We start from the raw sequence: 25,429 nt of genomic DNA, 5'->3' as shown, positions 1-25,429 counted from the left end.
TCACGGTCGCACGGGCGACCACCCGCACGGATGGACGCGCATGGCAGACGAGGGCGCACCGGGGCCGAGCCCCGCCTACGACCCCTGGCGCGCCGACGGGGCGCGGCCGGACGCGCGCGCGGGCACCGGGCACGGCGTCCCGTCGCCGTCCGCGGATGCGGCGCCGGCCGGGCCGCGCCCGCCCGTGCGCAACGCCGACGGCTCGTGGACGGTGGAGGTGCACGACGACGGCGCGCACCGCGGCGCGTCCGGCGCATACCCCGAGCCGCGTCGCCCGCTCACGGCGGCGACGCCCGTGCAGCAGCCGCAGCCGTGGATGCAGCAGCCGGGCCCGGGCGGGCAGGCCGGCGCCTCGCAGGCCATGCCGCCGCAGGGGCCGCCGCCGCGCCGTCGCAGCCGCCGCCTCGGCCTCGTGCTCGGCATCGCGATCCCCGTCGCGCTCGTCGGCGCCGGTGCCGTCGCGGCGGCGCTCGTCGTGCCCGGCGTCCTCGTCGAGCGCGATGCGCAGGCCGCAGCCGACGACTACGCCACGCAGACGGCGGCGTGGGCGTCGGTGTACTCCGACGCGGCGCTGCAGCCGCTCGCCGAGCTCGACACCGCCGCGTTCGACGCGGCGCTCGCCGGCGTCGCGACGGGCGTGGGATCGGGCTCCTACGACGAGGTCGTGCCGGACGTCGCTCCCCTGCGCGCCTCGTGCGACGCGTTCGCGTCGCTGTCGGGCCAGGCCGCCATGCTCTCCGCGCCGCGGCCGTCGCTCCGCGTCGTCGAGGGCGGCGAGCGCAACGACGCGTACGCGCAGGCCGTCGCCGACGCCGCCGCCTCCCAGGGCCGCCTCGACGCGGCCGAGACGCTGGCCAACGACGTCGACGCCCCGTTCTCGGCCCTCGCCTCCGGGTGCGCGCTCGTGCTCGCCCAGGCCGACGCCGACGCCGCGTTCGCCGACGCCTACGACGCGTGGCTCGCGACGCTCACCGTGCCTCAGGGCGGCACCGAGCGCTACGACGTGAGCGCGAGCGAGTGGATCACGTTCACGTGCAACGCCGACACCGGCTGCGCCCCCTTCGTCGACCGCGCCGCGCGCGCGGCGTCGGGCGATGCGTGGGACGCGGCGTTCGTCGCCTACGACCAGGCCATGGCGCAGTCGTACCGCGACCACTGCCCGGCCGAGGACCTCCGGCCGGTGTGCGACGCGTGGGCGACGATGCACGACGGCAACGCGCAGCTCGCGGCCGCCGTCGGCGCCGCGTATCGCAGCGAGGACGTGACGGGCGGCGCCGTCGCCGGCGACGCCTCCCCCGCGCCCGACCTCGTGGCCGCCGTCGACGCCTTCGCGGCCGGCGAGCAGACGAACCGGGCGACGGCGTCGGCGCAGACGAGCGCGGCGACGGGTGCCGCGACGATGCTGCAGGTCGTCGCCGACGTCGTGCGCACCGAGGGCCAGGCCATCCGCGACGCCGCCGCCGTGGTGCGCGGATGAGCGACGAGCCGGGCGCGACGTCCGCCACCGCGCCCGCCGCCCCGCCGGCCGGGCCGCGCCGGAGGACTCCCCTGCGTCGCTGGCTGCCGCCGCTCGCGGCGGCCGTCCTCGTGGTCACCGCATGGATCGTGATCGCGAACGGGGCGGAGGCCGCGGGCGACGAGGCGCAGCAGTATCGGTACGACCGCGCCTCGTGGGCGTCGCGATCCGCGGAGGTGGCGTCCTCCTTCGCGAGCATCGATGCCATCGCGGCCGCGCAGGGCCTCGACCAGGCGCGCTTCGACGACGCCCTCGCGCCGGCGTGGTCGCGGGCGTCGCCGCAGCCCTGCGTCACCGACGCCTCCCTCGTGCCGTCGGCGGGCGAGGTGCCGGCGCTGCCCTCGCACCCGTTCGGGTTCGCGAGCGGCGCGTACGCGTCGGCCGCGGCGGTCGCCGACCGCGACGCGGCCGCGATCGCGGCCTTCGAGCGGCTGCCGGACGTCATCGCGGACGCCGCGACCGAGGTCGACGCCGTGTGCTCCACGGCCGGGTCCCTCGAGCTGCTGCAGGCGTCGGCCGTGCGCACGCTGCGCGACGGCCTCGCGCTCTCGTACCTCCGAGAGGCGTCGACCGACGAGATCGCATATGCGGTCGTGGAGGGCACGGGCATGGTGACCGTGCGCTGCGACGGCGTCGCCGGGTGCACGGGCATCGACCTCGAGGCGTGGGGCGTCGTGATCGCGGACGCCTGGACGGAGGACTTCGCGTGGACCGCGCAGTCGTACGCCGACGTCTACGCGACGTGCCCGGCGTCGCTCGCGGAGCCGTGCGCCGCCGTCGCCGCGGCCCACGAGGCGCGCGCCGACGCCGAGCAGGCCATCGCCGACGCCTTCCGGCTGCAGGATCCCGCGGCGATCGACGCCGCCTTCCAGCAGCGCACCGTCGCGTGGGACGCGGCGTGGGCGACGGCCGAGCAGGCCATCGCCGATGCCGGCGGCGACTCGATGGAGGCGCTGCTCGCCCAGGCGTGGGTGACCGCGCTCGAGCCGGTGGCCGAGTGCGCGCAGGAGGCGATCATCCGATGGTGACCGACGACGAGGGCGTGCAGCCCCCACCCGTGCCCGACGCATCCCCGCGCACGCCGACCGACGCCGACGGCGTGCAGCCCCCACCCGTGCCCACCGCATCGCCGCGCAGCCCGAGGGAGGGCGACGGCCCCGTCGGCCCGCGCTCTCGCCCACCGGCGCCGAGCGCCGCCGCACGCGCGCGACGCCTGGGTGCAGCCGCGCGACGGCACGCGCCGTGGGCAGCCGTGGCGGTGCTGGCGGCGATCGCCGTGCTCGTGCTGCTCGTCGGGAGGTTCGCGCCCGCCGCCGCGACGCAGTCGGCGGACTCGGTCGCCGCGTGGGACGCGGACATGGCCGCGCATCGCGGCGCGATCGCCGCGCTGACGAACGACGGCTCGCGCGGCGTGACCGCCACCGCGGTCGACGAGTCGGGCCTCTCGATCGACGACATGCTGCAGCCGTTGGACGGCGTCGACCTGCAGCCGGTCGTGTGGGCGTGCGGCGACGCCGACGCCGCCGTGCGGCTCTCGACGGCGGCGGAGGGGCTGGCCGTGCCGGTGCTCGGCCCGGGCGATCCCGAGTCGGAGGACTACGCGCGCGCCCTCTCGGAGTCGGACCAGCTCGAGCGGGAGCTCGCCGCCGCCGCCACGTACGCCGACGACGTCGCGGCCCTCGGCGGCTCCCTGGCCGCGGCGTGCGACCTCGCGGGCGAGCTCGCCCGGCCGCTGTCGGACCTCGAGGTGCGGGGCGCCGCCGTGGCCGAGGGCGAGCTCGCGCAGGTCGGCGAGACGACGACCGTGGTCTGCGCGGGCGCGTACGGGTGCCCGGCCGGCCCCGGACCGTCGCCGACGTACGAGTGGGCGGCCCTCGCCGACACGCACCGCGAGGTCGCGGCCGCCTTCGCGGCCGTGTGCCCGACGGAGCTCGAGGCGTCGTGCGCGCTCGCCGTCCCGGCGCTCGAGGCGCTCGCGAGCGACGACGAGGCCGTGCTCACGGCGTGGGCGGCCGCGAACGACGCCGACTCGACGACCGAGCAGCTGCAGGCTCTCCAGACGGCCCTCGACGATCGTGCCGATCGCTTCGAGGCCGCATGGGCCGAGGCGGAGGCCGCGGCACCCGGCGGCGACCTCGAGGGTGCGCTCGCAGGGATGCTCGCCGATGGCCTCGGCGCGCTCGGCGCGCTGATCGACGGCGTGCAGCTCGACGCGGTCTGAGGCCGCGGTCGGTCGCGTTCCGCGCGAGGGCGCGCCGCTCCGCGAGCGGATCGCGGGCTAGTCGCCGAGGCGGTTGCGGGAGCGCATGGCGCGGTCGGCCTCGCGCTTGTCCTGCCGCTCGCGCAGCGTCTGGCGCTTGTCGTACTCGCGCTTGCCCTTCGCGACGGCGAGCTCGACCTTCGCACGGCCGTCGGAGAAGTAGAGCGAGAGCGGCACGAGCGTGTAGCCGCCCTGCGACACCGCCGCCTGCAGCTTCTCGATCTGCGCCCGGTGGAGCAGCAGCTTGCGCTTGCGGCGGGGTGCGTGGTTCGTCCAGGTGCCCTGGCCGTACTCCGGGATGTGCACGGCGTCGAGCCACGCCTCGCCCCGATCGACGTACGCGTAGCCGTCGACGAGCGATGCACGGCCGGCGCGCAGCGCCTTCACCTCGGTGCCCGTGAGCACGAGGCCCGCCTCGTAGCGGTCCTCGATCGTGTAGTCGTGGCGCGCCTTCTTGTTCTGGGCGACGACCTTCTGACCCTGCTCGCGTACCATGATCGCCTCCTCGGGAATCGCATCCAGCGCAGCCCGCCACCGTAGCACGCGGGGCCGGTGCGGGCGCGTGTCAGACCTTGAGGTACCTGCGGATCGCGACGGCGGCCGCGAGGCCGGCGAAGAGCACGCCGAACCCGACGAGGCCCGGGGCGACGAGCAGGGCGTCGTCGAGCGAGACGACCGCGACGGTGCGCAGCGTCTGCGCGACGTAGCCCTGCAGCACGCCCTGCACGAGCGCGACGATCGCGGCGGCGGCGAGCAGCGATCCGACGAGCGCGGCCGCGACGCCCTCGAGGATGAACGGCGTCTGGATGAACCGGTTCGACGCGCCGACGAGGCGCATGATCCCGAGCTCCCTGCGTCTCGAGAACGCCGAGAGCCGGATGGTCGTGGCGATGAGCAGCACCGCCGCGACGAGCATGAGGATCGCGATGCCGACCGCAGCGAGGCTCGCGGTGTTGAGCACCGAGAAGATCGGCTCGAGCAGCGCGCGCTGGTCGCGCACCTCGAGCACCCCAGGCAGCCCCGCGGTCGCCTCCGCGATGACGTCGGCGTCCGCAGGCGTCACGGGGCTCACCCACAGCGCCTCGTTCATGGTGTCGGCCGTGGCGAACTCCGCGGTCGTCGTGCCGCCGAACTGGTCGATGAAGCGCGCGTACGCGGCATCCCGGTCCTCGAACTCGACGCCGTCGACGTACTGCGCGACGGCCGCCGACGCGAGCGCGTCCTCGGCGGCCTGGATCTGCTCGGGCGTCGCGGCGGCCTGCGAGCACGTCTCGGTCTGGTCGATGTCGTTGCAGAAGTAGACGGCGACCTGGGCGCGGTCGTACCAGAAGCCCTTCATCTGGGTGATCTGCATCTGCAGCAGCACCGCGGCGCCGACGAACGTCAGCGAGATGAAGGTGACGAGCACGACGGCGACGGCCATCGACATGTTGCGGCGCAGGCCCGTCCAGACCTCGCCCATGACGAGCGCGAGCCTCATCGTGCCGCTCCGAGGCTCGTGGGCTCGGCGACGACCGGGATGGGCGACGTCGTGGCGTACGAGCCGGCGACCTCGTCGCGCATGACGCGACCGGCGTCGAGCTCGACGACGCGCTTCTGCATCGCGTCGACGATCGACGAGTCGTGCGTCGCCATGACGACGGTCGTGCCGCCCTCGTTGATGCGCGCCAGGAGCGCCATGATGCCGGCGCTCGTCGCGGGGTCGAGGTTGCCGGTCGGCTCGTCGGCGAGCAGGATCGGCGGCTTGTTGACGACGGCGCGCGCGATGGCGACGCGCTGCTGCTCGCCGCCGGAGAGCTCGTGCGGGAGCCTGCTCTGCTTGCCGGCGAGCCCCACGACCTTCAGGACGTCGGGCACGGCCTCCGAGATGAAGCCGCGGCTCTTGCCGAGCACCTGGAGCGTGAAGGCGACGTTCTCGTAGACCGTCTTGGACCGCAGGAGGCGGAAGTCCTGGAAGACGACGCCGAGGTTGCGCCGGAAGTACGGCACCTTGCGGCTCGGGATGGAGCGCAGCCGCTGGCCGAGCACGTGGATCTCGCCCTGCGACGGCTGCTCCTCGCGGAGCACCATTCGGATGAGCGTCGACTTGCCGGAGCCCGAGGCGCCGACGAGGAAGACGAACTCCCCCTTCGCCACCTCGAGGGAGACGTCGGTGAGCGCCGCCCGCGCCGAGCGGGGGTAGGTCTTGGAGACCGCGTCGAACCGGATCACTCGACGAGGCTACGGCCGCGTGCGGCTCGAGGGCGGGCACGGGCGCGGCGCGGCGCGGATGCGCTCGCGCGGCGGCTCAGCCCGCGGCGCGCCAGTCTGCGATGCGCCCCGTCGCCTGCGCGAGCCCGAGGATGCCCACGTGCGTGCGCTCGGGCTGGCCCCAGTGGCTGCGCTCGTAGAGCTCGTGCCGCGCGCCGAAGCCGGTGCCGATCGCATCCCACAGCGCCCCCATGACCTCGAGGCGCTCGGCGGCGTCCGTGCCCGCCGAGCCGCGCAGGTACGGCGCGAGGTCCGGATGGTCGCCGAGCGCCGCGGCGGGGATCGGCAGGTGTGCGAGGCCGGAGGCGACGGCGGTCTCGAGCGTGACGCGCATGCGACTGTAGGCGTCGGGCGCGTACGCCGAGAACGCGAGCGCCGGCTCGACGCCCGGCCCCCACGCCTGACCGCCCTCGGCGTCGGCGGCGCCGACCGGCGCGGCCTGCTCGATCATGGCGTCGCGCATGCCGGCGACGACGTGCCGGAAGGCGATGACCTCGCCGAGCGCCGCCTGGACGCCGCGCAGCGACGACGTGCCCATGATCTCGCTCGCGCGCACCGCGAGCGCGGCGATCCACTCGAGCTTCGCCTCGAGCCGCGTCGCGGACTGGAAGGCGAGACGGGCGTTCCAGCCGACGGCCCCGCGGTTGTGGCCGAGCATCGTGTCGGCGTCGCGGATGAGCACGTCCTCCCACGGCACGAGCACGTCGTCGAGCACGACGAGCGCGTCGTGCTCGGCGAAGCGCCGCGCGAGCGGCTGGTCGTCGGTCGTCGGCACGCCGCGCGTGTAGAGCCGCAGGCCCGCTGCGCCGACGGGCACGGTGCAGGCGATGGCGAACGCGTCGTCGCGCACCTCGCCGCCGAAGTGCGACACGAGCAGCCGCTGCGCCGTGACGGCGCCGGTGACGACGGCCTTCGCGCCGCGCAGCACGAGGCCGTCGGCGCGCTCGTCGACGACGTGCAGCATGACGTCGGCGACCTGGTCGGGCGGCAGGTCGCGGTCGACGGGCGGGTTCACGAGCGCCTGCGCGTAGTGCGTGACGGCGCGCTGGTCGCGGTCGAGCGTCGCGAGCACGGCGTCCGCGCGGTCGCCGTAGAAGGGCGCGTGCGCCGCCATCGACGTCAGGACCGACGCGAGCATCTCGGGCGTGCGCCCGAGCCAGCCGTGCGTCGTGCGCTGCCAGCCGCGGATCGCCTCGCGCTGGGCGCGCAGGTCGTCGCGCGAGCGCGGGATCGCGTAGAACGCGTGGGTGCGCACCCCGCCCGGCGTCGTCGCGAGCAGCGTCTCGGCGTCCGGTCCGTGGAGCCGGTCGTAGAGCGAGGCGATCGTCGCGGCCGCGCCCGCGAAGGCGGGATGCGTCGCGACGTCGTCGACGCGCTCGCCGTCGTGCCACACCGCACGACCGTCGCCGAGCCCCGCGAGGTACTCGGCACCGGTCTGCGGCCCGTCGGTCACGAGTCGGCCTGCTCCTGCTGCTGCTGCTTGCGCCAGCGGATGCCGGCGGCGATGAAGCCGTCGAGGTCGCCGTCGAACACGGCGGACGGGTTGCCCACCTCGTGGTCCGTGCGCAGATCCTTCACCATCTGGTACGGCGCGAGGACGTAGGAGCGCATCTGGTCGCCCCACGACGCCGTGATGGTGCCGGCGAGCTCCTTCTTGCGCGCGGCCTCCTCCTCGCGCTGCAGCAGCATGAGGCGCGACTGGAGCACGCGCATCGCGGCGGCGCGGTTCTGGATCTGCGACTTCTCGTTCTGCATCGAGACGACGAGGCCCGTCGGGAGGTGGGTGATGCGCACGGCGGAGTCTGTGGTGTTGACCGACTGGCCGCCGGGGCCCGACGAGCGGAAGACGTCGACGCGGATGTCGCCCTCGGGCACCTCGACCTCGTCGACCTGGTCGAACAGCGGCACGACCTCGACGGCCGCGAACGACGTCTGGCGCTTGCCCGCCGCGCCGAAGGGGCTCATGCGGACGAGGCGGTGGGTGCCGGCCTCGACCGAGAGGTTGCCGAACGCGTAGGGCGCGTCGACCTCGAACGAGGCGGACTTGATGCCCGCCTCCTCCGCGTAGGAGGTGTCGTAGACGCGCACGCTCATGCCGTGCTGCTCTGCGTAGCGCAGGTACATGCGCAGGAGCATCTCGGCGAAGTCCGACGCGTCGACGCCGCCCGCACCGGCACGGATCGTGACGACGGCGGGGAGCTCGTCGAACTCGCCGTCGAGCAGCGTGAGCACCTCCATCTCGGAGATCGTGCGCTGCACGGCCGTGAGCTCCTTGCGCGCCTCGACGCGCGAGTCCTCGTCGTCCTCCTCGTTGGCGAGCTGCGCGAGCACCTCGAGGTCGTCGATGCGGCGCTCGACGTCGGCGAGGCGCTTGACGCGCGACTGGCGGTGGCTGAGGGCGGTCGTCACCTGCTGCGCCTTGGCCGGGTCGTCCCAGATGTCGGGCGCACCCGCCTGCTCGCTGAGCTCGGCGATCTCGCGCTCGAGGCGCGGGACGTCGGCGACGACGGCGATGTCGGAGTACGTGCTGCGCAGATCGGCGATCTCGCCGGCGATGTCGAGGTCGGCCATGATCGTCGAGCCTACCGCTCGGGCCCCGTCCTCCCGCGTGCGCCCGGCCCTGCCGCCCCGAGCGCCCGGGCCGTGCCCGCCGTCCGGACCGCGCCGTCGCCGCGCGCGCGAGCGGACGGGGGCGGGCGCCTCGCGCAAGCGCATGCGTGGGGCAATGGACCGCGCGCTACGATTCGACTCGCATGGTCCACCTCACCCGCGACACCGTCGCCCTCGTCCCGGCCCCAGGGCCCCCGATGGGCACCTCCGGCGACGGCGTCGTCGCATGACCAGCATCTCGAGCGGCACCCGCGACACCGCGACCGCCACGGCCCACGCGAAGGCGATCCTCGTCGGCGAGCACTCGGTCGTCCACGGCGCTCCCGCGATCGCGACGCCGCTCGACGCGCTGACGATCACCGCGACGGCCGCCCGGGCCGCAGGACCCGTGACGACGCTCACGACCGACGACTACATGGGCTCGCTCGACGACGCCCCCGAGGGCCTCGCGCCCACGGTCGCCGCAGTGCGCCTCGCGATGGACCACGTGCACGCCGCGCCCCTCGACGTCGAGGTGCGCAACGAGGTGCCGCTGTCGGCCGGGCTCGGCTCGAGCGCCGCGACGGCCGCCGCCATCGTGCGCGCCATCGCCCGCTGCGCCGACGTCGACCTCGACGACGCGACGCTGCACGCGCTCGTGCACCAGGCCGAGCAGGTCGCGCACGGCACCCCGTCGGGCCTCGACGCGCGCACGGTCGTCGCGCCCGGCCCCATCTGGTTCCAGGCGGGCGCCGCGCGCACGCTCCCCGTCGGCGCCGCGATCACGATCGTCGTCGCCGACTCCGGATCCCGCGGCTCGACGCGCGAGATGGTCGCGCACGTGCAGAGCCTGCGCCGCACCGAGCCCGACCACGTCGCCGACGCGATCGCGACGCTCACGCAGGTCGTCCACGACTTCGCCGCCGCGCTCGAGGTCGGCGACGTCGACGTGCTCGGGCGCGCGATGTCGACCGCGCACGCGCAGCTGCGCGGGCTCGGCGTGAGCACCTCCCAGCTCGACGCGCTCGTCGACGCGGCCACGACGGCCGGCGCGGCGGGTGCGAAGCTCACGGGCGGCGGTGGCGGCGGATGCGTCCTCGCGCTCGCCCGCGAGGCCGCCGACGCGCCCGCCATCGCGGCCGCGCTGCTCGCCGCGGGTGCGCGCGCGACGTGGACCGCCACCGTGGAGGCGACATGACCGACCACGCGACCGCCGTCGCCCATCCGAACATCGCCCTCGTCAAGTACTGGGGCAAGCGCGATGCCGCCATGTCGCTGCCGGCGACGGGCAGCCTCTCGATGACGCTCGACGTCTTCCCCACCCGCACGACCGTCACGGTCGACGCGGGGCTCGCCGCCGACGTGCTCGAGCTCGACGGGCGCGTGCTCGAGGGCACGCCGCTCGACCGGGTCGCGCGCTTCCTCGACCTCGTGCGCGAGCTCGCGGGCGACGACCGCCGGGCGCGCGTCGCGACGACGAACGCCGTGCCCACCGGGGCCGGGCTCGCCTCGAGCGCCTCGGGCTTCGCCGCCCTCGCCGTCGCGGCCTCCGCCGCCTACGGCCTCGACCTCTCGCCGCGCGACCTCTCGCGCCTCGCACGCCGCGGCTCGGGCTCCGCCTCGCGCTCGATCGTCTCGGGCGTCGCGGTGTGGCACGCGGGCGACGGCGACGAGACGTCCTTCGCCGAGCCGACCGAGGCACCCGACATGGCGATGGTCATCGCGACGGTCGAGGAGCGCGAGAAGCCGATCTCGAGCCGCGCCGCCATGGCGCGCACCGCCGAGACCTCCCCGTTCTACCCCGCGTGGGTGAGCGACACGAGCGCGACGCTCGAGCGCATGGTCGACGCGTGCGCCGCGCACGACCTCGACCTCGTCGGTCGCATCGCCGAGACGAACGCGCTGCGCATGCACGCGCTCATCCAGTCGTGCGACCCGCCCATCCGCTACCTCACGGCCGCGAGCCTCGCCGTGCTCGATCGCGTCGAGGCGCTGCGCGCCGATGGCACGCTCGCGTACTCGACGATCGACGCCGGGCCCAACGTCGTCGTGCTGTGCGCCCCGGCGGACGCCGAGCGCATCGCGGCATCCCTCGCCGACGTCGCCTCGACCGTCGTCGCCCGTCCGGGCCCGGGCGCGCACCTCGTGGAGGACGACGCGTGATCACCGCCCGCGCGCCCGGCAAGCTCTTCGTCGCCGGCGAGTACGCCGTCGTCGAGCCGGGGCAGCCCTCGGTGCTCGTCGCCGTCGATCGCTTCCTCACGGTCGACCTCTCCCCCTCGGACGCCTTCGGCCAGGTGCACTCCGAGGAGTACGGCCAGCTGCCCGTGACGTGGACGCGCGACGCGACGGGCGTGCGCATCGACCGCAGCACCCCGTACGACTACGTCCTCTCGACGATCACGCTCGTCGATCGGCTCCGTGCGCAGCTCGGCCGCAGCGACTCGTTCTTCGACCTGCGCATCTCGAGCGAGCTCGACGACCGGGGCGGCCGCAAGTTCGGCCTCGGCTCGTCCGCCGCCGTCACGGTCGCGACCGTCGCGGCGCTCGACGAGTTCTACGACCTCGGCCTCACGGCCATGCAGCGCTTCCGCCTCGCGATGCTCGCGACCGTCGCGGTCGTGCCGACGGCCTCGGGCGGCGACCTCGCCGCCTCGACCTTCAGCGGCTGGATCGGCTACTCGTCGCCCGACCGCGCCGCGCTCGTGCGCCGCATGGGCGAGACGAGCGTCGCCGAGCTGCTCGACGAGCCGTGGGAGGGCCTGAGCGTCTCGCGCATCGCGCCCCCGACCTCCGCGCGCCTCCTCGTGGGCTGGACGGGCGCGCCCGCCTCGACCGAGCGTCTCGTCGACCGCGTGCTGCGGATGCGCGAGACCGGTGCGAAGGCCCACCGCGACTTCGTCGTCGCGAGCCGCGAGCGCGTCTGCCAGCTGACGACGGCGCTGCAGGCCGACGATGCGAGCGCGGCGATGGACGCCATCCGCGGCTGCCGCAGCCTGCTGCGCGACCTCGGCAGCGCCGCCGGCATCGACATCGAGACCGATCGGCTGCGCGCGCTGTGCGACGCGGCCGAGCGCGTCGGCGCGGCCGCGAAGCCCTCGGGTGCCGGCGGCGGCGACTGCGGCATCGCGCTCGCGCCGCGCGACGCCGACGTCCACGCGATGCATCGCGCGTGGGAGGCCGACGACGTGCGGCACCTCACGATCTCGGTGACCCCGCCGCGGAGCGACGTCGATGGGTGAGCGCAAGGACGAGCACCTGCGGATCGCGCTCGACCACGAGCGCGCACGCCGCGGGCGGCCCAACGACCTCGACGACGTCGAGCTCGTGCATCACGCGCTCGACGGCATCGACCCCGCGCGCGTCTCGCTCGACGTCGAGGTCGCGGGCATGCGCTGGACGTCGCCCGTCTACGTCAACGGCATGACCGGCGGCACCGCGCACACGGGCGACGTCAACCGCACGCTCGCGATCGCCGCGCGCGAGGCCGACATGCCCATCGCCTCCGGCTCCGTGTCGATCGCGCTCGACGACCCCTCGCGCGCGCCGTGGTTCCGCGTGCTGCGCGACGAGCATCCCGACGGGTTCGTGCTCGCGAACGTCGGCGCCGACCGCTCGGCCGACGACGCACGGCGCGCCGTCGACCTGCTGCGCGCCGACGCGCTGCAGGTGCACCTCAACGCCGCGCAGGAGCTCGTGATGCCCGAGGGCTCGACGCGCTTCGACACGTGGGCCGCATCGATCGCCGCGATCTGCGAGGCCGTCGACGTGCCCGTCGTCGTGAAGGAGGTCGGCGCGGGCCTCTCGGGTCGCACCGTGGCGCGCCTGGCCGACCTCGGCGTCGCGGTCGCCGACGTCGGCGGGGCCGGCGGCACCGACTTCGTGCGCGTCGAGAACGACCGTCGCGTCGCGGGCGACTACGCGTACCTCGCCGGCTGGGGGCTGTCGACGCCCGCGTGCCTGCTCGACGCCGCGAGCGCCGGGCTGCCGCTGCTCGCCTCCGGCGGCGTGCGGCATCCGCTCGACGTCGTGCGCGCCCTCGCGCTCGGCGCGCAGGGCGTGGGCGTCGCGAGCCGCTTCCTCGCGATCGCCGTCGAGGACGGCGAGCAGGCGCTCGTCGACGAGATGCGCCGGTGGCGCGACCACGTGCGCGCGCTCCTCGGCCTCGTCGGCGCCGCCTCCCCCGCCGACGCCGTGCACGCCGACGTCCTCGTGCGCGGTCGGCTGCGCGAGCTCGCCGAGCTGCGCGGCCTCGACGTCACGTCCCTCGCGCGGCGACGCGCCCAGCCCGCTGCCGACGGAGGCACCGCATGACCGACTCCACGCCCATCCCGACCTCGTGGGTCGGCCCGATCCGCGTGTCCGGCGATGCCGTGACCGGCGAGGTCTCGGTGCCGCTCGCGACCTACGAGTCGCCGCTGTGGCCGTCGGTCGGACGCGGCGCCCGCATCTCGCGCCAGGTCGAGGGCGGCATCCAGGTCACGGTCGTCGACGAGCGCATGACGCGCTCGATCCTGCTGCGCGCGGACGACGCCGCGACCGCGGTCGCCGCGGGTCGCACGATCGTCGACCGCATCGACGACCTGCGCATGGTCGTCGCGGCGCAGAGCCGCTTCGCGCGCCTGCTCGAGATCCACACCGAGGTCGTCGGCAGCCTGCTCTTCGTGCGCTTCGCCTTCTCGACCGGCGACGCGTCCGGCCACAACATGGCAACGGCCGCCGCCGAGTCGCTGCTCGAGGCCATCCTCGTCTTCGCGCCCGAGCTCGACTACGGCTCGATCTCCGGCAACTGGTGCTCCGACAAGAAGGCCACGGCCGTCAACGGCCTGCTCGGCCGCGGCCGCTCGGTCGTCGCCGACATCCTCATCCCGACGCAGCTCGTCGTCGACGGCCTGCGCACGACGCCCGAGCGCCTCGAGGCGCTCAACACCGGCAAGAACCTCGTCGGCTCGACGATCGCCGGCGCGCTGCGCTCGGCGAACGCGCACTACGCGAACATGCTGCTGGGCTTCTACCTCGCGACGGGGCAGGACGCGGCGAACATCGTCGAGGGCTCGCAGGGCATCACGTACGTCGAGGCCCGCGAGACCGGGGTCTACTTCTCGTGCACGCTGCCGAACCTCATCGTCGGCACGGTCGGCAACGGAAAGGACCTGCCGGTCGTCGAGGACGCCCTGACGCGGCTCGGATGCCGCTCGGGCGGCGAGCCCGGCGCGGACGCACGGCGCCTCGCGGCGCTCATCGGAGCGACGGTGCTGTGCGGCGAGCTGTCGCTGCTCGCGGCGCAGACCAATCCGGGAGAGCTCATGGCGACGCATCGCCTGCTGGAACGTGGAGAGCGGAGGACGGCATGAGCGTCGGCATCGACGACATCCAGATCGCGACGGGGCACCATGTGCTCGACCTGTCGCTGCTGGCGGAGGCGCGGGGCATCGATCCCGCCAAGCTCTCGATCGGGCTGGGGCAGCTCGCGATGAGCGTGCTCGCGCCCGACGAGGACATCGTGACGATGGCGGCCGCCGCGGCGGCGCCGATCGTGGCGCGGGTGGATGCGAGCCGCATCCGCACCGTGCTCGTCGCGACCGAGTCGGGCATCGACCAGTCGAAGGCGGCGGGCGTGTTCGTGCACCGCCTCCTCGATCTGCCGTCGTCGAGCCGCGTCGTCGAGCTGAAGCAGGCCTGCTACGGCGGCATCGCGGGCGTGCAGCTCGCGGCCGACCAGGTCTCGCGTCGCCCCGACGACCTCGCGCTCGTCATCGCCACCGACGTCGCGCGCTACGACGTCGCCTCGGCCGCCGAGCCCACGCAGGGCGCGGGCGCCGTCGCGATGCTCGTCTCCGCGAACCCGCGGCTCGTCGAGCTCGACGCCGTGAGCGGCATCCACACGACCGACGTCGACGACTTCTGGCGGCCGAACGACCGCACGACGGCCATCGTCGACGGTCGGCTCTCGACGACGGCGTACCTCGACTCGCTCGTCGGCGCGTGGAACGACCTCGTCGCGCGCGGCGGACGCCCGCTCGCCGAGCTCGAGCACCTGCTGTACCACCAGCCCTTCACGGGCATGGCGCGAAAGGCGCACGCACGCCTCGCCGAGACGACGGGCGTCGAGCTCGCACCGCTCGACCCGGGCGCGACCGAGGTCGGCGCACGGCTGGGCAACGCCTACAGCGCGTCGCTGCCGGGCGCCCTCGCGGGCCTGCTCGAGTCGGGCGACCGCTCGGGCAGCGGCGTGGGCATGTTCTCCTACGGCTCCGGCTCGGTCGGCGAGTGGATGACGGGCGTCGTGACCGCCGGCGCCGGCGTCCACGACGCGGGCGTGCGCCGCGCGCTCGACGAGCGCGTGCCCGTCGACGTCGCGACCTACGAGCGCCTGCACGAGGAGCACTCGGCCTCGAGCGAGGATCGCGAGCTGCCGCGCGTGACGACGGGCCCGTTCCGCATGTCGGGCGTCGAGGGCGGTGCGCGCCGGTACGAGCGCGTCTGAGGGTCGCGCGGGCCGGGCTGTCAACCGGCCCGCGGTGGAGCCGGGCGTCGCGGGATGAGGAGTACGATCATGCAGTCACTGCAAGTTCTCCGTCCGCGAGGTTCCTCCCATGAGCGATCAGGTCCAGCAGATCCGGCCCGTCGAGACCGTCGACTCCGTGCCCATCGAGGTGCAGCGCATCATGCGCACGGGCACGATCTGGACGGCGGCGGGCGTGCTCGCGCCGGTGCTGGGTCTGGGGCCGCTCGTCGCGGCGGGCTGGCGCCCGGCCGACCTCGCCGGTGGCGTCGAGCTCGTGTTCTGGATCGGCACGCTCATCGCGACGGCCGGTCTCGGGCTGCTCATGTGGGCGGGCTGCCCCGTCATGGCCTACACGGTCGACCAGGCGTACGTGCAGAAGAAGCACTCCATCCGCATCGGCATCTGCTCGAACCTCGTCGGGATGGCGCTCGTGGGGCTCGTGATCCTGCTCTCCCCCGCCGTCGGCGCCTGAGCGCGCCGCACGAGGCGGTCGCATGAGCGACGCCGAGCGGTTCCCCTTCCGCAAGGTCGCCGCCGCGGCGTACCTGCCGACCGTGCTCTTCGCCATCGGCGAGGGCGCGATCATCCCCTACATCCCGGTCATCGCGGGCGACCTGGGTGCGAGCCTCGCGGTCGCCGGCCTCGTGGCGGCGATGATGACGCTCGGCGAGCTCGCGGGCAGCGTGCCCGGCGGCATGCTCGTGTCGCGCCTGGGCGAGCGTGCCGTCATGATCTACGCGGGCCTCGCGACCCTGCTGGCGCTCGCGCTCGCGTGGTTCGCGACCGAGGTGTGGATGCTCGGGCTCGCGATCCTCGTCACGGGCATCGCGACGGCGGTCTTCGCCCTCGCACGACACGCGTTCATGACGACGTTCGTGCCCTACCGCTACCGCGCGCGGGCGCTGTCGGCGCTCGGCGGCACCTTCCGCCTCGGGCTGTTCATCGGCCCGCTCATCGCCTCCGGCATCATCGCGCTCGGCGCGCCGGTGCAGGCGACGATCTGGATCTTCGTCGGCGGGTGCCTCGCCGCCGTCGTCGTGCTGCTGCTGCTGCCCGACCCGCAGTCGACGTTCGAGCGCGGCACGACGCACGAGGGTGCACGTCAGGCGGAGCGCGAGACGGTGCGCCTCGGCGACACGCTGCGCCGCTACGCGCGCATCCTCGGCACCGTGGGTGTCGGCGCCGCCATGCTGGCGCTCGCGCGGCGCGGGCGCGACGTCATCGTGCCGCTCTGGGCGGTCTCGATCGGCGTCGACGCCGCCTCCACGGGCCTCATCGTCGGCCTCGCGGGCGCCGTCGACTTCCTGCTGTTCTTCGTCTCGGGCCTCGTCATGGACCGCTTCGGCCGCCTGTGGGCGGTGCTGCCGTCGCTCGTGCTCATGGGTGCCGGGTTCACGACCCTCGCCGCGACGCACGCGGGCGATGGGGCGTTCGTCGGCCTCGTCGTCGGCGCAGGGCTGCTCGCCGTGGCGAACGGCATGTCGTCGGGCATCCTCATGACGGTCGGCGCCGACCTCGCCGACCGCGCGAACCCCGCGCCCTTCCTCGGCGCATGGCGCCTGACGACGAACGCGGGCGCCGCGATCGCGCCGCTCGGCATCGCCGCGCTCATCCAGGTGTCGTCGATCGTGACGGCCGGCGCGGCGCTCGTGGGTGCGTGCGCGGTCGGTGCCGTCGTGCTCGTGCGCACGCTGCCGCGCTCCCCCGGCTGAGCCGGCTCGTCGGCGAGGGGCTCGCTGCGCGTACGGCATGCGTGCGCGTGAAGCACGACAACGGCATCCTGTCAAGGATCGTCGAGGGATGCTCAGGAGCGGTCATGCTGAGGACATGCGAACCCGTAGCCTGCTCGACGCGCTCTGGGCCATGACGGTCCTCACGAGCGTCGTGCTCGTCGTCGTGACGGCGGGCAGCCTCCTCGTGGCGCTCGGCGCGGGCGCCGCGGCCACCGTGCGCCCCGACGCGTGGCACGGCGTCGTCATGGCGGCACCGGGCCTGCTGCTGTCGTCGACGGCGCTCGCGGCCCTCACCGTCCTGCGCCTGCGACGCGCGACCGAGCTCGACGTCGTCACGACGTCGATCGCGACGCAGCCCGCCGTCGTGCACGTCGTCATGCCGCAGCCCGAGCGCACGACCGTCTGACCCCGTGCTCGTCGCTCAGCCGACGAACACCGAGCGCGCCGTCACGGTGACGTCGAGCGGCACGCCGTCCGGCAGCAGCACCGAGACGATCGGCGGACGCCACGCGGCCGCGACCGAGACCTCCGCCGTCTGCCCGTCGAGCGAGCGAGCGGCGACGAGGCGCACGGCGTCGAGGTCGGTCGGCGCCGCGCGCAGCCACGCCTGCGCGGCCTCCTCGACCGCCTCGTCCGCCAGGCGCGGCGACGGCTGCACACCGTCGAACGCGACCTGCGACAGCGCGAACGCCTCCGCAGCGTGCAGCGCGGCGCCGTCGGCGAGCGTGAGCAGCCGACGGCGCTCGATGAGCAACGAGGTCGCGGCCACCACGACGACGACGAGCGCGAGGGCCAGCGCGCCGTACGCGATCGTCAGCAGCAGCGTCGAGCCCTCCTCGTCCCGCAGCAGCGACCGCGCACGCCGACCGCCCATCGCGCCGATCACGGGCGGAGCTCCGAGACGGGCTGCGCCGACGACGCCGACATCGGCACGGCGAGCCCGACGTCGAGGTCGAGCACGGGCGGCACGAGCGGCAGCGGCACGACCACCTCGACGACGACGCGCACCGTGCCCCCGCGGGCGGTGCAGTCGGTCGGCACGGGATCGCACGCGACGTCGACCGCCGACGCCGTCAGACCGAGATCCGCGAGCGCCACGACGATCGCGGCATCGGCGGATGCGAGCGCGTCGACATGGGAGTCGGCCGTCGCGATCATCCGCGCCGCCTGCCGCGCGGCGCCCTCGGTCGCGAGCGCCGCGCCCTGCAGCTGCGCCATCGCGAGCACGAGGTAGACGAGCGGCACCGTGAGGAGCATGCCGATCGTGAGCAGCTCGATCGACGCCGAGCCGCGCTCGCCCGCGCGATCAGTCCAGCGTCTCGAGCGCGGCACTGCCCTGCACCTCCAGCGTCGTCGGGCCGACGAGGCCGAGCACGGGCAGCGGCGCGCGCACCGTGAGCCGGAGCGCCGGATGCCCGGCGACGGTCGTCGTCGACGCCGTGATCGATGCCGCATGCTCGGGCCCGATCGACGTCGTCACGAGCAGCCGTGCACGCTCGACGCCCGCCTCGGCCGACGAGCCTGCGAGCGCGCCGTGGCGTGCACCCTCGGCTGCCGCGTCCTGCAGCACGGTGCGCACGTGCAGGCCGAGGGCGAGCTGCACGACGGACAGGGCGACGAGCGTCAGGAGCCCCACGACCATCGCGGTCTCCGCGACCGCTGCGCCGCGCTCGTCGCGCAGCGTCCTCGCGGCGCGCATCAGAACCCCGTGACCCGCTCCATCGCCTGCTGGAACACCTCCGACAGCGCGGGGCCCGCCACGCCCCAGATCAGGATGACGAGCCCAGCCGTCATGAGCGTCACGAGCACCCACCCGGGCACGTCGCCACGCTCGTCCTCCACCAGCCGACTCCACATGCGGCGCATCGCCGCCTCCTTCCCTCGAACCATCGGAACCTCTAGAACCCCATCTGCAGCACGTGCACGCCCGGCCACAGCGCGAATGCGACCGTCGTCGGAAGCAGCGCGAAGACCAGCGGCACGAGCATCGCGATCTCCTTGCGGCCGGCGGCCTCGAGCAGGTCGCGCCGCGCACCGTCGCGCGCGTCCTGCGCCTGCGCCTGCAGCGTCTGCGCGAGCGGCGTGCCGCGCTCGAGCGCACCGCGCATCTGGTCGACGCAGCGCGAGACGCCCGGATGCTCGAGCTCGGCGCCCAGCCGCTCGAGCGCATCCGTGAGCGGCGTGCCCGACGCGGCGTCGGCGACGACGCCGCCGAGCTCGCGACCGAGCTCGCCCGTGCCGATGCGTGCGACGCGGCGGAGCGCGTCGGCGAGCCCCTCGCCGGCGGCGAGGCTCAGCGAGAGGAACTCGAGCACGGTGGGCAGCTCGCTCGCGATGCGCGCCATCCTGCGTCGCACGGCGCGCTGCAGGAGCCAGTCGGGCAGGAGCGCGCCGCCTGCGGCACCGACGCCCGCGAGGATGACGACGATCGTGGGAGGGCCTCCGCGGGCGAGCGCGACGGCGCCCACGAGCGCGCCGACGACGGCGCCGCCTGCCGCCACGACGAGCTGCCGCGCACGGAAGCGCTCGAGCGCGAGCGGGCTGCGCGCCCTGCGCAGCCGCCCTGCCACCACGGCGGGCGGGCCGAGCACGGCGTGCAGCACGGGTGCGAGCCGATCGCCCACGGGCGCAGCGACGACGTCGAGCACGCGCGTCGGATCGACGACGCGACGGGCGACGAGGTCGCGGGCGCCGGGCGAGACGTCGAGCACGTAGGGCGCGACGCGGTGGAGCAGGCGCGGCCGACGGAGGATGGGCACGAGGCTCACGAGCATCCACAGCCCGAGCCCGAGGGTCGCGCCGAGCACGAGCGCCGCTCCGGTGCCGCCGATCACGCGAACCACCGCCCGTCCTCGGGCAGCCGGCCGAGGCGCACCATCGCGCGGTAGGCGACGACCGTGACGACGAGCCCGCCGGCGACGATCGCGAGGCCGCCTGGGGCGTTGTACGCCGCGGCCGCCTCGGGTCGCGTCGACAGCAGCAGCAGCACGAGCCAGGGCGCGGCGACGCCGAGGCGTGCCGCGCTCACGACCCACGACTGCCTCGCCTCGAGCTCGCTGCGCATCGCGAGGTCGCTGCGCAGGTACGCCGCGAGGTCGCGCAGGACGTGCGCGACCTCGCTGCCGCCCACCTCGCGCGCCATGCGGAGGGTCTCGAGGATGCGGTCGGCGACGGGATCGGCGAGGCGATCCTTGAGGCGGTCGAGCGCGTAGGCGAACGAGCCCGTCGCCCGGTGGTCGGCGCCGAACGCGTGGAAGGCCTCGCGCGTCTGCTCGGGCCCGGCCGTCGCGAGCGCGGCGACGGCGTCGGGCAGGGCGAGGCCGCTGCGCACGCCGGAGACGAGGTGGTCGACGACGTCGGGCCATGCGAGCGAGCGCGCACGGCGCCGGCGGCGCGCGCGCCAGGCGACGGCGGCGAACGGCAGCACGGCGGCGCCGGTGCCCGCGGCCGCTGCCACCGGGAGGACGGGCGTCGCCGCGAGCGCGATGCCCGCCGCGACGACGCCGGCGAGCGCCGCGATCACGACGAGGGCGGCGAGCGGCACCTCGTGCAGCCCCGCCTGCGTGAGGCGGTCGCGCACCCACGAGGCGCGCGGCGCGTCGGCACCGGGCCGCTCGACGGGACGCGGCCACAGCCATGGCGACGCGGCGAGGACGAGGCCGAGCCCGAGCAGCGCGCCGAGCAGCCAGCTCACGCGTCGTCCCGCGCGAGCAGGGCGGCGACGTCGACGCCGGCGGCGACGAGCTTCGTCGTGCGCGACGGCTGGCCACCCGTCGACCGCAGGAGCCCGCCGACGGTGTGGAAGAGCTGCGACGCCTCGATGACGAGTCCCGTCGTCGTGCCCGTGGGCGCGAGGATCTCGGTGACGCGCCGGTTGCCCCGCGCATCCATCGCGCAGTGCACGACGAGGTCGATGCACGCGGCGACGGTCGGCACGACGAATCCCGCGTCGATGTTGCGCCCGGCGAGCAGCGGCAGCGTCGTGAGCTTCTGCAGCGCGTCGCGCGCCGTGTTCGCATGGATGGTGCCGGCGCCCGCGACCCCGGAGTTCAAGGCGATGAGCAGGTCGAGCGCCTCGGCGCCGCGCACCTCGCCGACGACGAGCCGGTCGGGCCGCATCCGCAGCGACTCCTTCACGAGCTGCCGCAGGGTGATCTCGCCCGTGCCCTCGAGCGAGGGCTGCCTGCACTGCAGCGCGACGACGTCGGCGACCTGCGGGTCGAGCTCGAACGTCTCCTCGATCGTCACGACCCGGTCTCGCGGCCGGCCCGCGCCGACGAGCGCGCTCAGCAGGGTCGTCTTGCCCGCGTGCGTCGCGCCCGAGACGAGCACGTTGAGCCCCGCGACGATCGATCGCCGCAGGAAGGTCGCCGCCTGATGGCTGAGGGATCCGAGCTCGACGAGCGCCTCGAGCGAGGTGAGGCTGCGCGAGAACTTGCGGATGTTGATGCTCATCGCGCCGCGTGCGACGTCGCCGGATGCCACGTGCAGCCGCGAGCCGTCGGGCAGCGACGCGTCGACGAACGGCATCGACAGGTCGACGCATACGCTGTGACCTATGCACGCAGCCATCTACGCCCGCATCAGTCGCGACAAGGCCGGCGGCGGGCTCGGCGTCGATCGCCAGGAGGCTGACTGTCGAGCCCTCGCCGAGCGCCTGGGCTGGACGGTCACGTCCGTCTACGTCGACAACGACATCAGTGCCTACTCGGGCAAGCCCCGCCCCCAGTACCGCGCGATGCTCGACGCCGCCCGGGCCGGCTCGATTCAGGGCGTGCTCGTGTGGCACACCGACCGCCTCCACCGCCGCGTGACCGAGCTGGAGGAGTTCGTCGCGCTCGCCGAGTCGACCGGCCTCCAGGTGCAGACGGTCACGGCGGGCACGATCGACCTCACCACGGCGTCGGGCCGAATGTCCGCGCGCATCGTCGGGGCGGTCGCGCAGCACGAGGTCGACCACGCGCGCGAGCGCCTGGCACGGGCGAAGCAGCAGGCAGCCGCTGACGGGAAGTACCGAGGCGGGCCGCGCCCGTACGGCTACGAGCCCGACGGCGTGACCGTGCGCGAGGACGAGGCGGCGATCGTGCGAGAGGCGTCCGAGGGCGTGCTCGCGGGCCGCACGCTCGCAGCCATGGCGCGCGACCTCAACGAGCGCGGCGACGTGTCGGCGACCGGCAAGCCGTGGACGTACGCGAAGTTGCGTGACGTCCTCGTGCGCCCCCGCAACGCCGGCCTCATTGGTCGAGGCCGAGTGGGTCGCGGCGACGGGTCCACGATCGTCGGCTCGGCGACCTGGCCGGCGCTCGTGGATGAGGACACGTGGCGAGCCGTCGAGGCGGTGCTCACCGACCCCGCGCGACGCAAGCAGCGGGGCAACGTCACGAGGTGGCTCGGCTCGGGCTTGTTCAAGTGCGGGAAGTGCGGCGCCGGCATGCGCCCCGCCCCGTCGAAGGGCACGCACCTTTACCGCTGCACGGCCTCGGCGCACCTCACGATCCATGCCGAGCAGACGGACGCCTACGTGCTGCAGGTGCTCGCCGAGCGGGTGCGCGACCCTCGCGTGCAGGCGGCGATGCGGCCGGCGCAGGACGACGGGGTGAAGGCCGACCGAGCTCGACGTCGTGCGCTGTCCGCGCGGCTGGCCGACTTCGAGCGTGACTACCAGGCGGGCGACATCACGGGCCGCCAGCTTCGCCAGGCGACCGAGAAGGCCGAGGCCGAGGTCGCGGCGATCGACGGACGCCTCGCAGCCGCGATGCAGCAGTCCGCGAGCGCCAGCCTGTTCGGCGCACACGACCCCGGCGCGGCGCTCCTCGAGGCGCCGGTCGACGTGCAGCGCGCGATCCTCGCCGCCCTGCTCGTCGTGACGATCGAACCCACCGAGACTCGCGGCGCGAACCGCTGGACTCACCGACGCCTGCGACTCGCCGTGCCCACCGATTGACCGAGCAAATCGCAAGAGTGTAACTTCGAGATTGCACGAGCAAGCGCGGGTCGACGATGTGAGTCGGCTCCGGGATTGCTCCACCGAGAGGGATGGCCGCCCACGCGAAGCGCGGCCCCGGGTAGTGGAGCAAGTCGTCACCAGTCCAAAGCGGGCGTGCATCACCTCTGACGAGGAGATGCCCCCATGGCGCTCGTTCCCATCCCCGAGGCGGCTCGACACTTCGACGTTTCCGCCCCCACGATCCGCAACTACATCGGTCGCGGCCTGTTCCCCGTCTACCTGCCCGAAGGCAAGCGAGGCGGCGCGCTCGTCGACATCGACGAGGCCGCGGCGGCACTCGCCGAGCACGGCCTGCCCAAGCCCTACGCCGAGCGCGGCGGATTCGGTCCCGGCGCGCAGGTCGTGAGGCTCGCGCACGACGCAGCAGCGACCCTGCCGCCCATGTCCGACGAGCAGGCCGCTCGAGCCGCAGCTCTGCTCCGTGCAGGAGGTGCACGATGATCGCTCTCCAGCGTCCGACGCGCTGCGCGTGCAACGCGAACCACCGCACCGTGAAGGCGTTCCTCCAGTGCGTCCTCCACGACCGCTACACGCGCGTGAGCGGCACCGGCCACTATGCGGCCGTCTGCATCCACGACGTCGGCGACGGCCGACGCGCGACGACGTGGCCGATCGTGAACCTGTTCGAGACGCCCGAGGACGCGCGGGCTCGCTTCGACAGCGCGACGAAGTGCAGCGGCACGTGCGTCCGCCGCCACCTCCTGATCGCCGTTCCGAGCACGCTGCGATGACCGCCAACCTCGACCGCGCCCTGGCACTGGCCGAGCGCGGATGGCACGTCCTGCCCACGAAGGACAAGCGCCCCCTCGTGAGCGCATGGCAGCACCTCGCCACGACCGACGCCGGCCAGGTGTCGACGTGGTGGGTGCAGTGGCCCGACGCGCTCCCGGCGGTCGTGCCCGGCATGACCGGGCACGTCGTCGTCGACATCGACCGACACGAGGGCAAGCCCGACGGCATGATGAGCGCGCTGCAGGCCGGCGCCCCCATGGGCGCGCAGGTGGAGGGCACGTCGCTGTCCGGCGAGGGCAAGCACCTGTGGTTCTGCGGCGACTCGCCGAGCGCCGTGGGCGTCCTCCCGGGCATCGACCTCCGAGGCGTCGGAGGCTACGTCGTGGTGCCCTACGACCTGCCTCCCGTCGCGCAGGTCACGCAGACGCTGCCCGACGCATACCGCCGTACGCCGAGCTCGGCGGGCGCTCGGCAGCCGATCGCATCCTCGGCCGAGGTGCAGCAGTGGATGGCAAGCACGGGCACCGGCGAGCCGTCGGCGCGGATGCGTGCCTACGTCGCCGAGACGCCGACGCCGTTCCGCGGCCGCGACGTCCTGCACGCCCGCATCAAGCACGTCGTGTGCCTGGGCGCCGAGGGCGACCCTGGAGCGGCATGGGCGCTGCAGGAGATGGCCGAGCGGTGGGTCGACGCTCCGCACGGCGAAGGCCCGAGGCTCGCCAACGACGAGTTCGTGAACAGCCTCGCGCGGCACGTGCGCGACTGGGGCGACAAGGCCCCACTGCCCGAGGTCACGATCGTGACGAGCGACGAGGGCTCGAGCGATGAGCGGGCGGCGCAGGCCAACCCGTTCCCGCTCCTCGACCTCGTGGCGCTCCTCGACCCTGAGAGGCCGGCGCGACCGTGGCTGTGGGAGTCGATCGTGCCCGAGGGCGACCACGTGAGCATCGTCGCCGCCGGCGGCACCGGCAAGTCGCTCCTCGTGCTCGCGTTCGTGGTCGCGGTGCTGCGCGACGAGGCCGAGTTCCTGGGGCGAGGGATCGCCGCTCCCGGCCGCGTCCTCTACGTCGACATGGAGAACAGCGAGGACGACTGGGCAGAACGCCTGACCGACCTCGGCGTGACCGGGCCCGAGGCTGCAGCGTGGGCGGGCCGGTTCTACCCGCTGAGCCTGCCGAGGCTCGCCGGGCTCGACACCGAGGCGGGCGCGCAGCAGATGCGCGACCTGCTCGACCTGTACGGCGTGGGCGAGGGCGACCTGCTCGTGCTCGACTCGACGCAGCGCGTGACCGAGGGCGAGGAGAACAGCAACGACACCGTGCGACGCCTCTACAACCTCACGAGCACGGAGCTGAAGCGACGCGGCGTGACCGTCATCCGCACCGACAACACCGGCCACGGCGGCGACCGAGCACGAGGGGCGTCGGCGAAGCGGGATGACGTGTCCGCGGCGTGGGTGCTGTCGAAGGACGACACCTCGGGCGTGTTCACGATGCACCCCATGAAGCGGCGCGCGGCGGGCAGCACGGACGACATCACGTTCCGCCGCATCGACGCCGACGACCCCGACGGGCCCGGGCGCCTCACCTTCGTGCCGTCCGGCTCGGCCAGCACGGTCGGCTTCGGGCAGCGGATGGACGCAGCTCGCGCGGCGCTGGACGCGGCGCAGGTGCCGTACACGCTCGGCGTGCGGGCCGCGTGGGCAGCCGTGCAGGGTCTCACCGGCGGGGTGCCCGCGGGCGTCACGAAGCGCGACGTGCAGCGCGCGCAGGGCGACCGGAAGATGCTCTCGAACATCACGATCGTGAGCGGCTGAGCATGCCGTCCCACTGTC

The 25,429-nt window shown here is 74.5% G+C and carries 28 protein-coding genes; 16 read left to right on the top strand and 12 right to left on the bottom strand.

What is annotated here, in order from left to right; all coding sequences use genetic code 11:
* The first annotated feature begins 40 nt into the window (after nt 1–40).
* The 3 genes from ABD249_RS05390 to ABD249_RS05380 are packed head-to-tail and all read left to right on the top strand — an operon-like array spanning nt 41 to nt 3,737.
* Entirely contained in the window at nt 41–1,477 is a 1,437-nt protein-coding gene (locus ABD249_RS05390; protein ID WP_344341228.1) for a hypothetical protein, read from the top strand.
* Complete coding sequence (locus ABD249_RS05385; RefSeq protein ID WP_344341226.1) at nt 1,474–2,544, top strand: hypothetical protein; 1,071 nt, start codon at nt 1,474–1,476, stop codon at nt 2,542–2,544. The genes ABD249_RS05390 and ABD249_RS05385 overlap by 4 nt, the downstream gene beginning before the upstream one ends.
* A complete protein-coding gene (locus tag ABD249_RS05380) occupies nt 2,541–3,737 on the top strand; it encodes a hypothetical protein (protein ID WP_344341224.1) in 1,197 nt (398 codons plus the stop codon). The genes ABD249_RS05385 and ABD249_RS05380 overlap by 4 nt, the downstream gene beginning before the upstream one ends.
* Nucleotides 3,738–3,794: 57 nt before the next feature.
* On the opposite strand, the gene smpB is transcribed toward ABD249_RS05380, so the two are convergent.
* The 5 genes from smpB to prfB form a co-directional block, all read right to left on the bottom strand.
* The gene (gene smpB, locus ABD249_RS05375) at nt 3,795–4,271 is read right to left on the bottom strand and encodes an SsrA-binding protein SmpB (RefSeq protein ID WP_344341222.1); all 477 of its coding nucleotides are present in this window, start codon (nt 4,269–4,271) and stop codon (nt 3,795–3,797) included.
* A gap of 70 nt (nt 4,272–4,341) precedes the next feature.
* Nucleotides 4,342–5,256, bottom strand: coding sequence for a permease-like cell division protein FtsX (gene ftsX / locus ABD249_RS05370; RefSeq protein WP_344341220.1), 915 nt, complete (start codon nt 5,254–5,256; stop codon nt 4,342–4,344).
* Complete coding sequence (gene ftsE / locus ABD249_RS05365; protein ID WP_344341218.1) at nt 5,253–5,987, bottom strand: cell division ATP-binding protein FtsE; 735 nt, start codon at nt 5,985–5,987, stop codon at nt 5,253–5,255. The genes ftsX and ftsE overlap by 4 nt, the downstream gene beginning before the upstream one ends.
* 76 nt (nt 5,988–6,063) lie before the next feature.
* Nucleotides 6,064–7,479 carry a 4-hydroxyphenylacetate 3-hydroxylase N-terminal domain-containing protein gene (locus ABD249_RS05360; protein WP_344341216.1) on the bottom strand — a complete coding sequence of 472 codons (1,416 nt, stop codon included), beginning with the start codon at nt 7,477–7,479 and terminating at the stop codon, nt 6,064–6,066.
* On the bottom strand, nt 7,476–8,597 hold the full coding sequence (gene prfB / locus ABD249_RS05355; protein ID WP_344341214.1) for a peptide chain release factor 2: 1,122 nt from the start codon (nt 8,595–8,597) through the stop codon (nt 7,476–7,478). Before prfB ends, ABD249_RS05360 begins: the two co-directional genes overlap by 4 nt.
* A gap of 265 nt (nt 8,598–8,862) precedes the next feature.
* Here prfB and mvk point away from each other — a divergent pair, with 265 nt between their 5' ends.
* The 9 genes from mvk (at nt 8,863) to ABD249_RS05310 (ending at nt 17,262) form a co-directional block, all read left to right on the top strand.
* Nucleotides 8,863–9,813, top strand: coding sequence for a mevalonate kinase (gene mvk, locus ABD249_RS05350; RefSeq protein ID WP_344341211.1), 951 nt, complete (start codon nt 8,863–8,865; stop codon nt 9,811–9,813).
* Nucleotides 9,810–10,778, top strand: coding sequence for a diphosphomevalonate decarboxylase (gene mvaD / locus ABD249_RS05345; RefSeq protein WP_344341209.1), 969 nt, complete (start codon nt 9,810–9,812; stop codon nt 10,776–10,778). Before mvk ends, mvaD begins: the two co-directional genes overlap by 4 nt.
* Nucleotides 10,775–11,857 (top strand): phosphomevalonate kinase, encoded by a 1,083-nt coding sequence (locus ABD249_RS05340; RefSeq protein ID WP_344341207.1) that lies wholly within the window; start codon nt 10,775–10,777, stop codon nt 11,855–11,857. The genes mvaD and ABD249_RS05340 overlap by 4 nt, the downstream gene beginning before the upstream one ends.
* Complete coding sequence (gene fni / locus ABD249_RS05335; protein ID WP_344341205.1) at nt 11,850–12,929, top strand: type 2 isopentenyl-diphosphate Delta-isomerase; 1,080 nt, start codon at nt 11,850–11,852, stop codon at nt 12,927–12,929. Before ABD249_RS05340 ends, fni begins: the two co-directional genes overlap by 8 nt.
* A complete protein-coding gene (locus ABD249_RS05330; RefSeq protein ID WP_344341203.1) occupies nt 12,926–13,969 on the top strand; it encodes a hydroxymethylglutaryl-CoA reductase in 1,044 nt (347 codons plus the stop codon). Before fni ends, ABD249_RS05330 begins: the two co-directional genes overlap by 4 nt.
* Nucleotides 13,966–15,102 carry a hydroxymethylglutaryl-CoA synthase gene (locus ABD249_RS05325; protein WP_344341201.1) on the top strand — a complete coding sequence of 379 codons (1,137 nt, stop codon included), beginning with the start codon at nt 13,966–13,968 and terminating at the stop codon, nt 15,100–15,102. Before ABD249_RS05330 ends, ABD249_RS05325 begins: the two co-directional genes overlap by 4 nt.
* 109 nt (nt 15,103–15,211) lie before the next feature.
* Nucleotides 15,212–15,595, top strand: a complete 384-nt coding sequence (locus ABD249_RS05320) for a hypothetical protein (RefSeq protein ID WP_344341199.1) — start codon at nt 15,212–15,214, stop codon at nt 15,593–15,595.
* A gap of 22 nt (nt 15,596–15,617) precedes the next feature.
* Nucleotides 15,618–16,835 (top strand): MFS transporter, encoded by a 1,218-nt coding sequence (locus ABD249_RS05315; RefSeq protein WP_344341197.1) that lies wholly within the window; start codon nt 15,618–15,620, stop codon nt 16,833–16,835.
* Nucleotides 16,836–16,950: 115 nt separating this feature from the next.
* The gene (locus ABD249_RS05310) at nt 16,951–17,262 is read left to right on the top strand and encodes a hypothetical protein (RefSeq protein WP_344341195.1); all 312 of its coding nucleotides are present in this window, start codon (nt 16,951–16,953) and stop codon (nt 17,260–17,262) included.
* Nucleotides 17,263–17,277: 15 nt separating this feature from the next.
* Here the strand turns inward: ABD249_RS05310 and ABD249_RS05305 are convergent, their stop codons facing one another.
* The 7 genes from ABD249_RS05305 to ABD249_RS05275 are packed head-to-tail and all read right to left on the bottom strand — an operon-like array spanning nt 17,278 to nt 21,428.
* Nucleotides 17,278–17,742 carry a hypothetical protein gene (locus ABD249_RS05305; protein ID WP_344341193.1) on the bottom strand — a complete coding sequence of 155 codons (465 nt, stop codon included), beginning with the start codon at nt 17,740–17,742 and terminating at the stop codon, nt 17,278–17,280.
* Nucleotides 17,739–18,188, bottom strand: a complete 450-nt coding sequence (locus ABD249_RS05300; RefSeq protein ID WP_344341191.1) for a hypothetical protein — start codon at nt 18,186–18,188, stop codon at nt 17,739–17,741. The genes ABD249_RS05305 and ABD249_RS05300 overlap by 4 nt, the downstream gene beginning before the upstream one ends.
* A complete protein-coding gene (locus ABD249_RS05295) occupies nt 18,163–18,555 on the bottom strand; it encodes a TadE/TadG family type IV pilus assembly protein (protein ID WP_344341189.1) in 393 nt (130 codons plus the stop codon). The genes ABD249_RS05300 and ABD249_RS05295 overlap by 26 nt, the downstream gene beginning before the upstream one ends.
* A complete protein-coding gene (locus tag ABD249_RS05290; protein WP_344341187.1) occupies nt 18,555–18,722 on the bottom strand; it encodes a hypothetical protein in 168 nt (55 codons plus the stop codon). The genes ABD249_RS05295 and ABD249_RS05290 overlap by 1 nt, the downstream gene beginning before the upstream one ends.
* 32 nt (nt 18,723–18,754) lie before the next feature.
* Nucleotides 18,755–19,699 (bottom strand): type II secretion system F family protein, encoded by a 945-nt coding sequence (locus ABD249_RS05285; protein ID WP_344341185.1) that lies wholly within the window; start codon nt 19,697–19,699, stop codon nt 18,755–18,757.
* Entirely contained in the window at nt 19,687–20,550 is an 864-nt protein-coding gene (locus ABD249_RS05280) for a type II secretion system F family protein (RefSeq protein WP_344341183.1), read from the bottom strand. Before ABD249_RS05280 ends, ABD249_RS05285 begins: the two co-directional genes overlap by 13 nt.
* Nucleotides 20,547–21,428: a TadA family conjugal transfer-associated ATPase gene (locus ABD249_RS05275; protein WP_486303397.1), complete on the bottom strand. Its 882-nt coding sequence runs from the start codon at nt 21,426–21,428 to the stop codon at nt 20,547–20,549. The genes ABD249_RS05280 and ABD249_RS05275 overlap by 4 nt, the downstream gene beginning before the upstream one ends.
* Between ABD249_RS05275 and ABD249_RS05270 the strand changes: the two genes are divergently transcribed.
* The 4 genes from ABD249_RS05270 (at nt 21,415) to ABD249_RS05255 (ending at nt 25,411) form a co-directional block, all read left to right on the top strand.
* Nucleotides 21,415–22,800: a recombinase family protein gene (locus ABD249_RS05270; RefSeq protein WP_344341179.1), complete on the top strand. Its 1,386-nt coding sequence runs from the start codon at nt 21,415–21,417 to the stop codon at nt 22,798–22,800. The two genes, ABD249_RS05275 and ABD249_RS05270, sit on opposite strands and share 14 nt — an antisense overlap.
* Before the next feature lie 186 nt (nt 22,801–22,986).
* The gene (locus ABD249_RS05265; protein ID WP_344341177.1) at nt 22,987–23,304 is read left to right on the top strand and encodes a MerR family transcriptional regulator; all 318 of its coding nucleotides are present in this window, start codon (nt 22,987–22,989) and stop codon (nt 23,302–23,304) included.
* Nucleotides 23,301–23,594 carry a hypothetical protein gene (locus ABD249_RS05260; protein WP_344341174.1) on the top strand — a complete coding sequence of 98 codons (294 nt, stop codon included), beginning with the start codon at nt 23,301–23,303 and terminating at the stop codon, nt 23,592–23,594. The genes ABD249_RS05265 and ABD249_RS05260 overlap by 4 nt, the downstream gene beginning before the upstream one ends.
* A complete protein-coding gene (locus ABD249_RS05255; protein ID WP_344341171.1) occupies nt 23,591–25,411 on the top strand; it encodes an AAA family ATPase in 1,821 nt (606 codons plus the stop codon). Before ABD249_RS05260 ends, ABD249_RS05255 begins: the two co-directional genes overlap by 4 nt.
* Nucleotides 25,412–25,429 lie beyond the last annotated feature (18 nt).

The organism is Agrococcus versicolor (assembly GCF_039531815.1).
Taxonomy (GTDB): Bacteria; Actinomycetota; Actinomycetes; order Actinomycetales; family Microbacteriaceae; genus Agrococcus; species Agrococcus versicolor.
Note: the sequence above shows the minus strand (reverse complement) of the source record. Positions and strands in the feature narration are given on the sequence as shown.

Coding starts and splice junctions, on each gene's coding strand:
- mvk (WP_344341211.1), top strand. CDS start 8,863: ATGACCAGCATCTCGAGCGGCACCCGCGACACCGCGACCGCCACGGCC.
- mvaD (WP_344341209.1), top strand. CDS start 9,810: ATGACCGACCACGCGACCGCCGTCGCCCATCCGAACATCGCCCTCGTC.
- ABD249_RS05255 (WP_344341171.1), top strand. CDS start 23,591: ATGACCGCCAACCTCGACCGCGCCCTGGCACTGGCCGAGCGCGGATGG.
- prfB (WP_344341214.1), bottom strand. CDS start 8,597: ATGGCCGACCTCGACATCGCCGGCGAGATCGCCGATCTGCGCAGCACG.
- ABD249_RS05390 (WP_344341228.1), top strand. CDS start 41: ATGGCAGACGAGGGCGCACCGGGGCCGAGCCCCGCCTACGACCCCTGG.
- fni (WP_344341205.1), top strand. CDS start 11,850: ATGGGTGAGCGCAAGGACGAGCACCTGCGGATCGCGCTCGACCACGAG.
- ABD249_RS05265 (WP_344341177.1), top strand. CDS start 22,987: ATGGCGCTCGTTCCCATCCCCGAGGCGGCTCGACACTTCGACGTTTCC.
- ABD249_RS05260 (WP_344341174.1), top strand. CDS start 23,301: ATGATCGCTCTCCAGCGTCCGACGCGCTGCGCGTGCAACGCGAACCAC.
- ABD249_RS05290 (WP_344341187.1), bottom strand. CDS start 18,722: ATGCGCCGCATGTGGAGTCGGCTGGTGGAGGACGAGCGTGGCGACGTG.
- ABD249_RS05330 (WP_344341203.1), top strand. CDS start 12,926: ATGACCGACTCCACGCCCATCCCGACCTCGTGGGTCGGCCCGATCCGC.
- ABD249_RS05385 (WP_344341226.1), top strand. CDS start 1,474: ATGAGCGACGAGCCGGGCGCGACGTCCGCCACCGCGCCCGCCGCCCCG.
- ABD249_RS05320 (WP_344341199.1), top strand. CDS start 15,212: ATGAGCGATCAGGTCCAGCAGATCCGGCCCGTCGAGACCGTCGACTCC.
- ABD249_RS05295 (WP_344341189.1), bottom strand. CDS start 18,555: ATGCGCGCCGCGAGGACGCTGCGCGACGAGCGCGGCGCAGCGGTCGCG.
- ABD249_RS05315 (WP_344341197.1), top strand. CDS start 15,618: ATGAGCGACGCCGAGCGGTTCCCCTTCCGCAAGGTCGCCGCCGCGGCG.
- ftsX (WP_344341220.1), bottom strand. CDS start 5,256: ATGAGGCTCGCGCTCGTCATGGGCGAGGTCTGGACGGGCCTGCGCCGC.
- ABD249_RS05310 (WP_344341195.1), top strand. CDS start 16,951: ATGCGAACCCGTAGCCTGCTCGACGCGCTCTGGGCCATGACGGTCCTC.
- smpB (WP_344341222.1), bottom strand. CDS start 4,271: ATGGTACGCGAGCAGGGTCAGAAGGTCGTCGCCCAGAACAAGAAGGCG.
- ABD249_RS05275 (WP_486303397.1), bottom strand. CDS start 21,428: ATGGCTGCGTGCATAGGTCACAGCGTATGCGTCGACCTGTCGATGCCG.
- ABD249_RS05325 (WP_344341201.1), top strand. CDS start 13,966: ATGAGCGTCGGCATCGACGACATCCAGATCGCGACGGGGCACCATGTG.
- ABD249_RS05270 (WP_344341179.1), top strand. CDS start 21,415: ATGCACGCAGCCATCTACGCCCGCATCAGTCGCGACAAGGCCGGCGGC.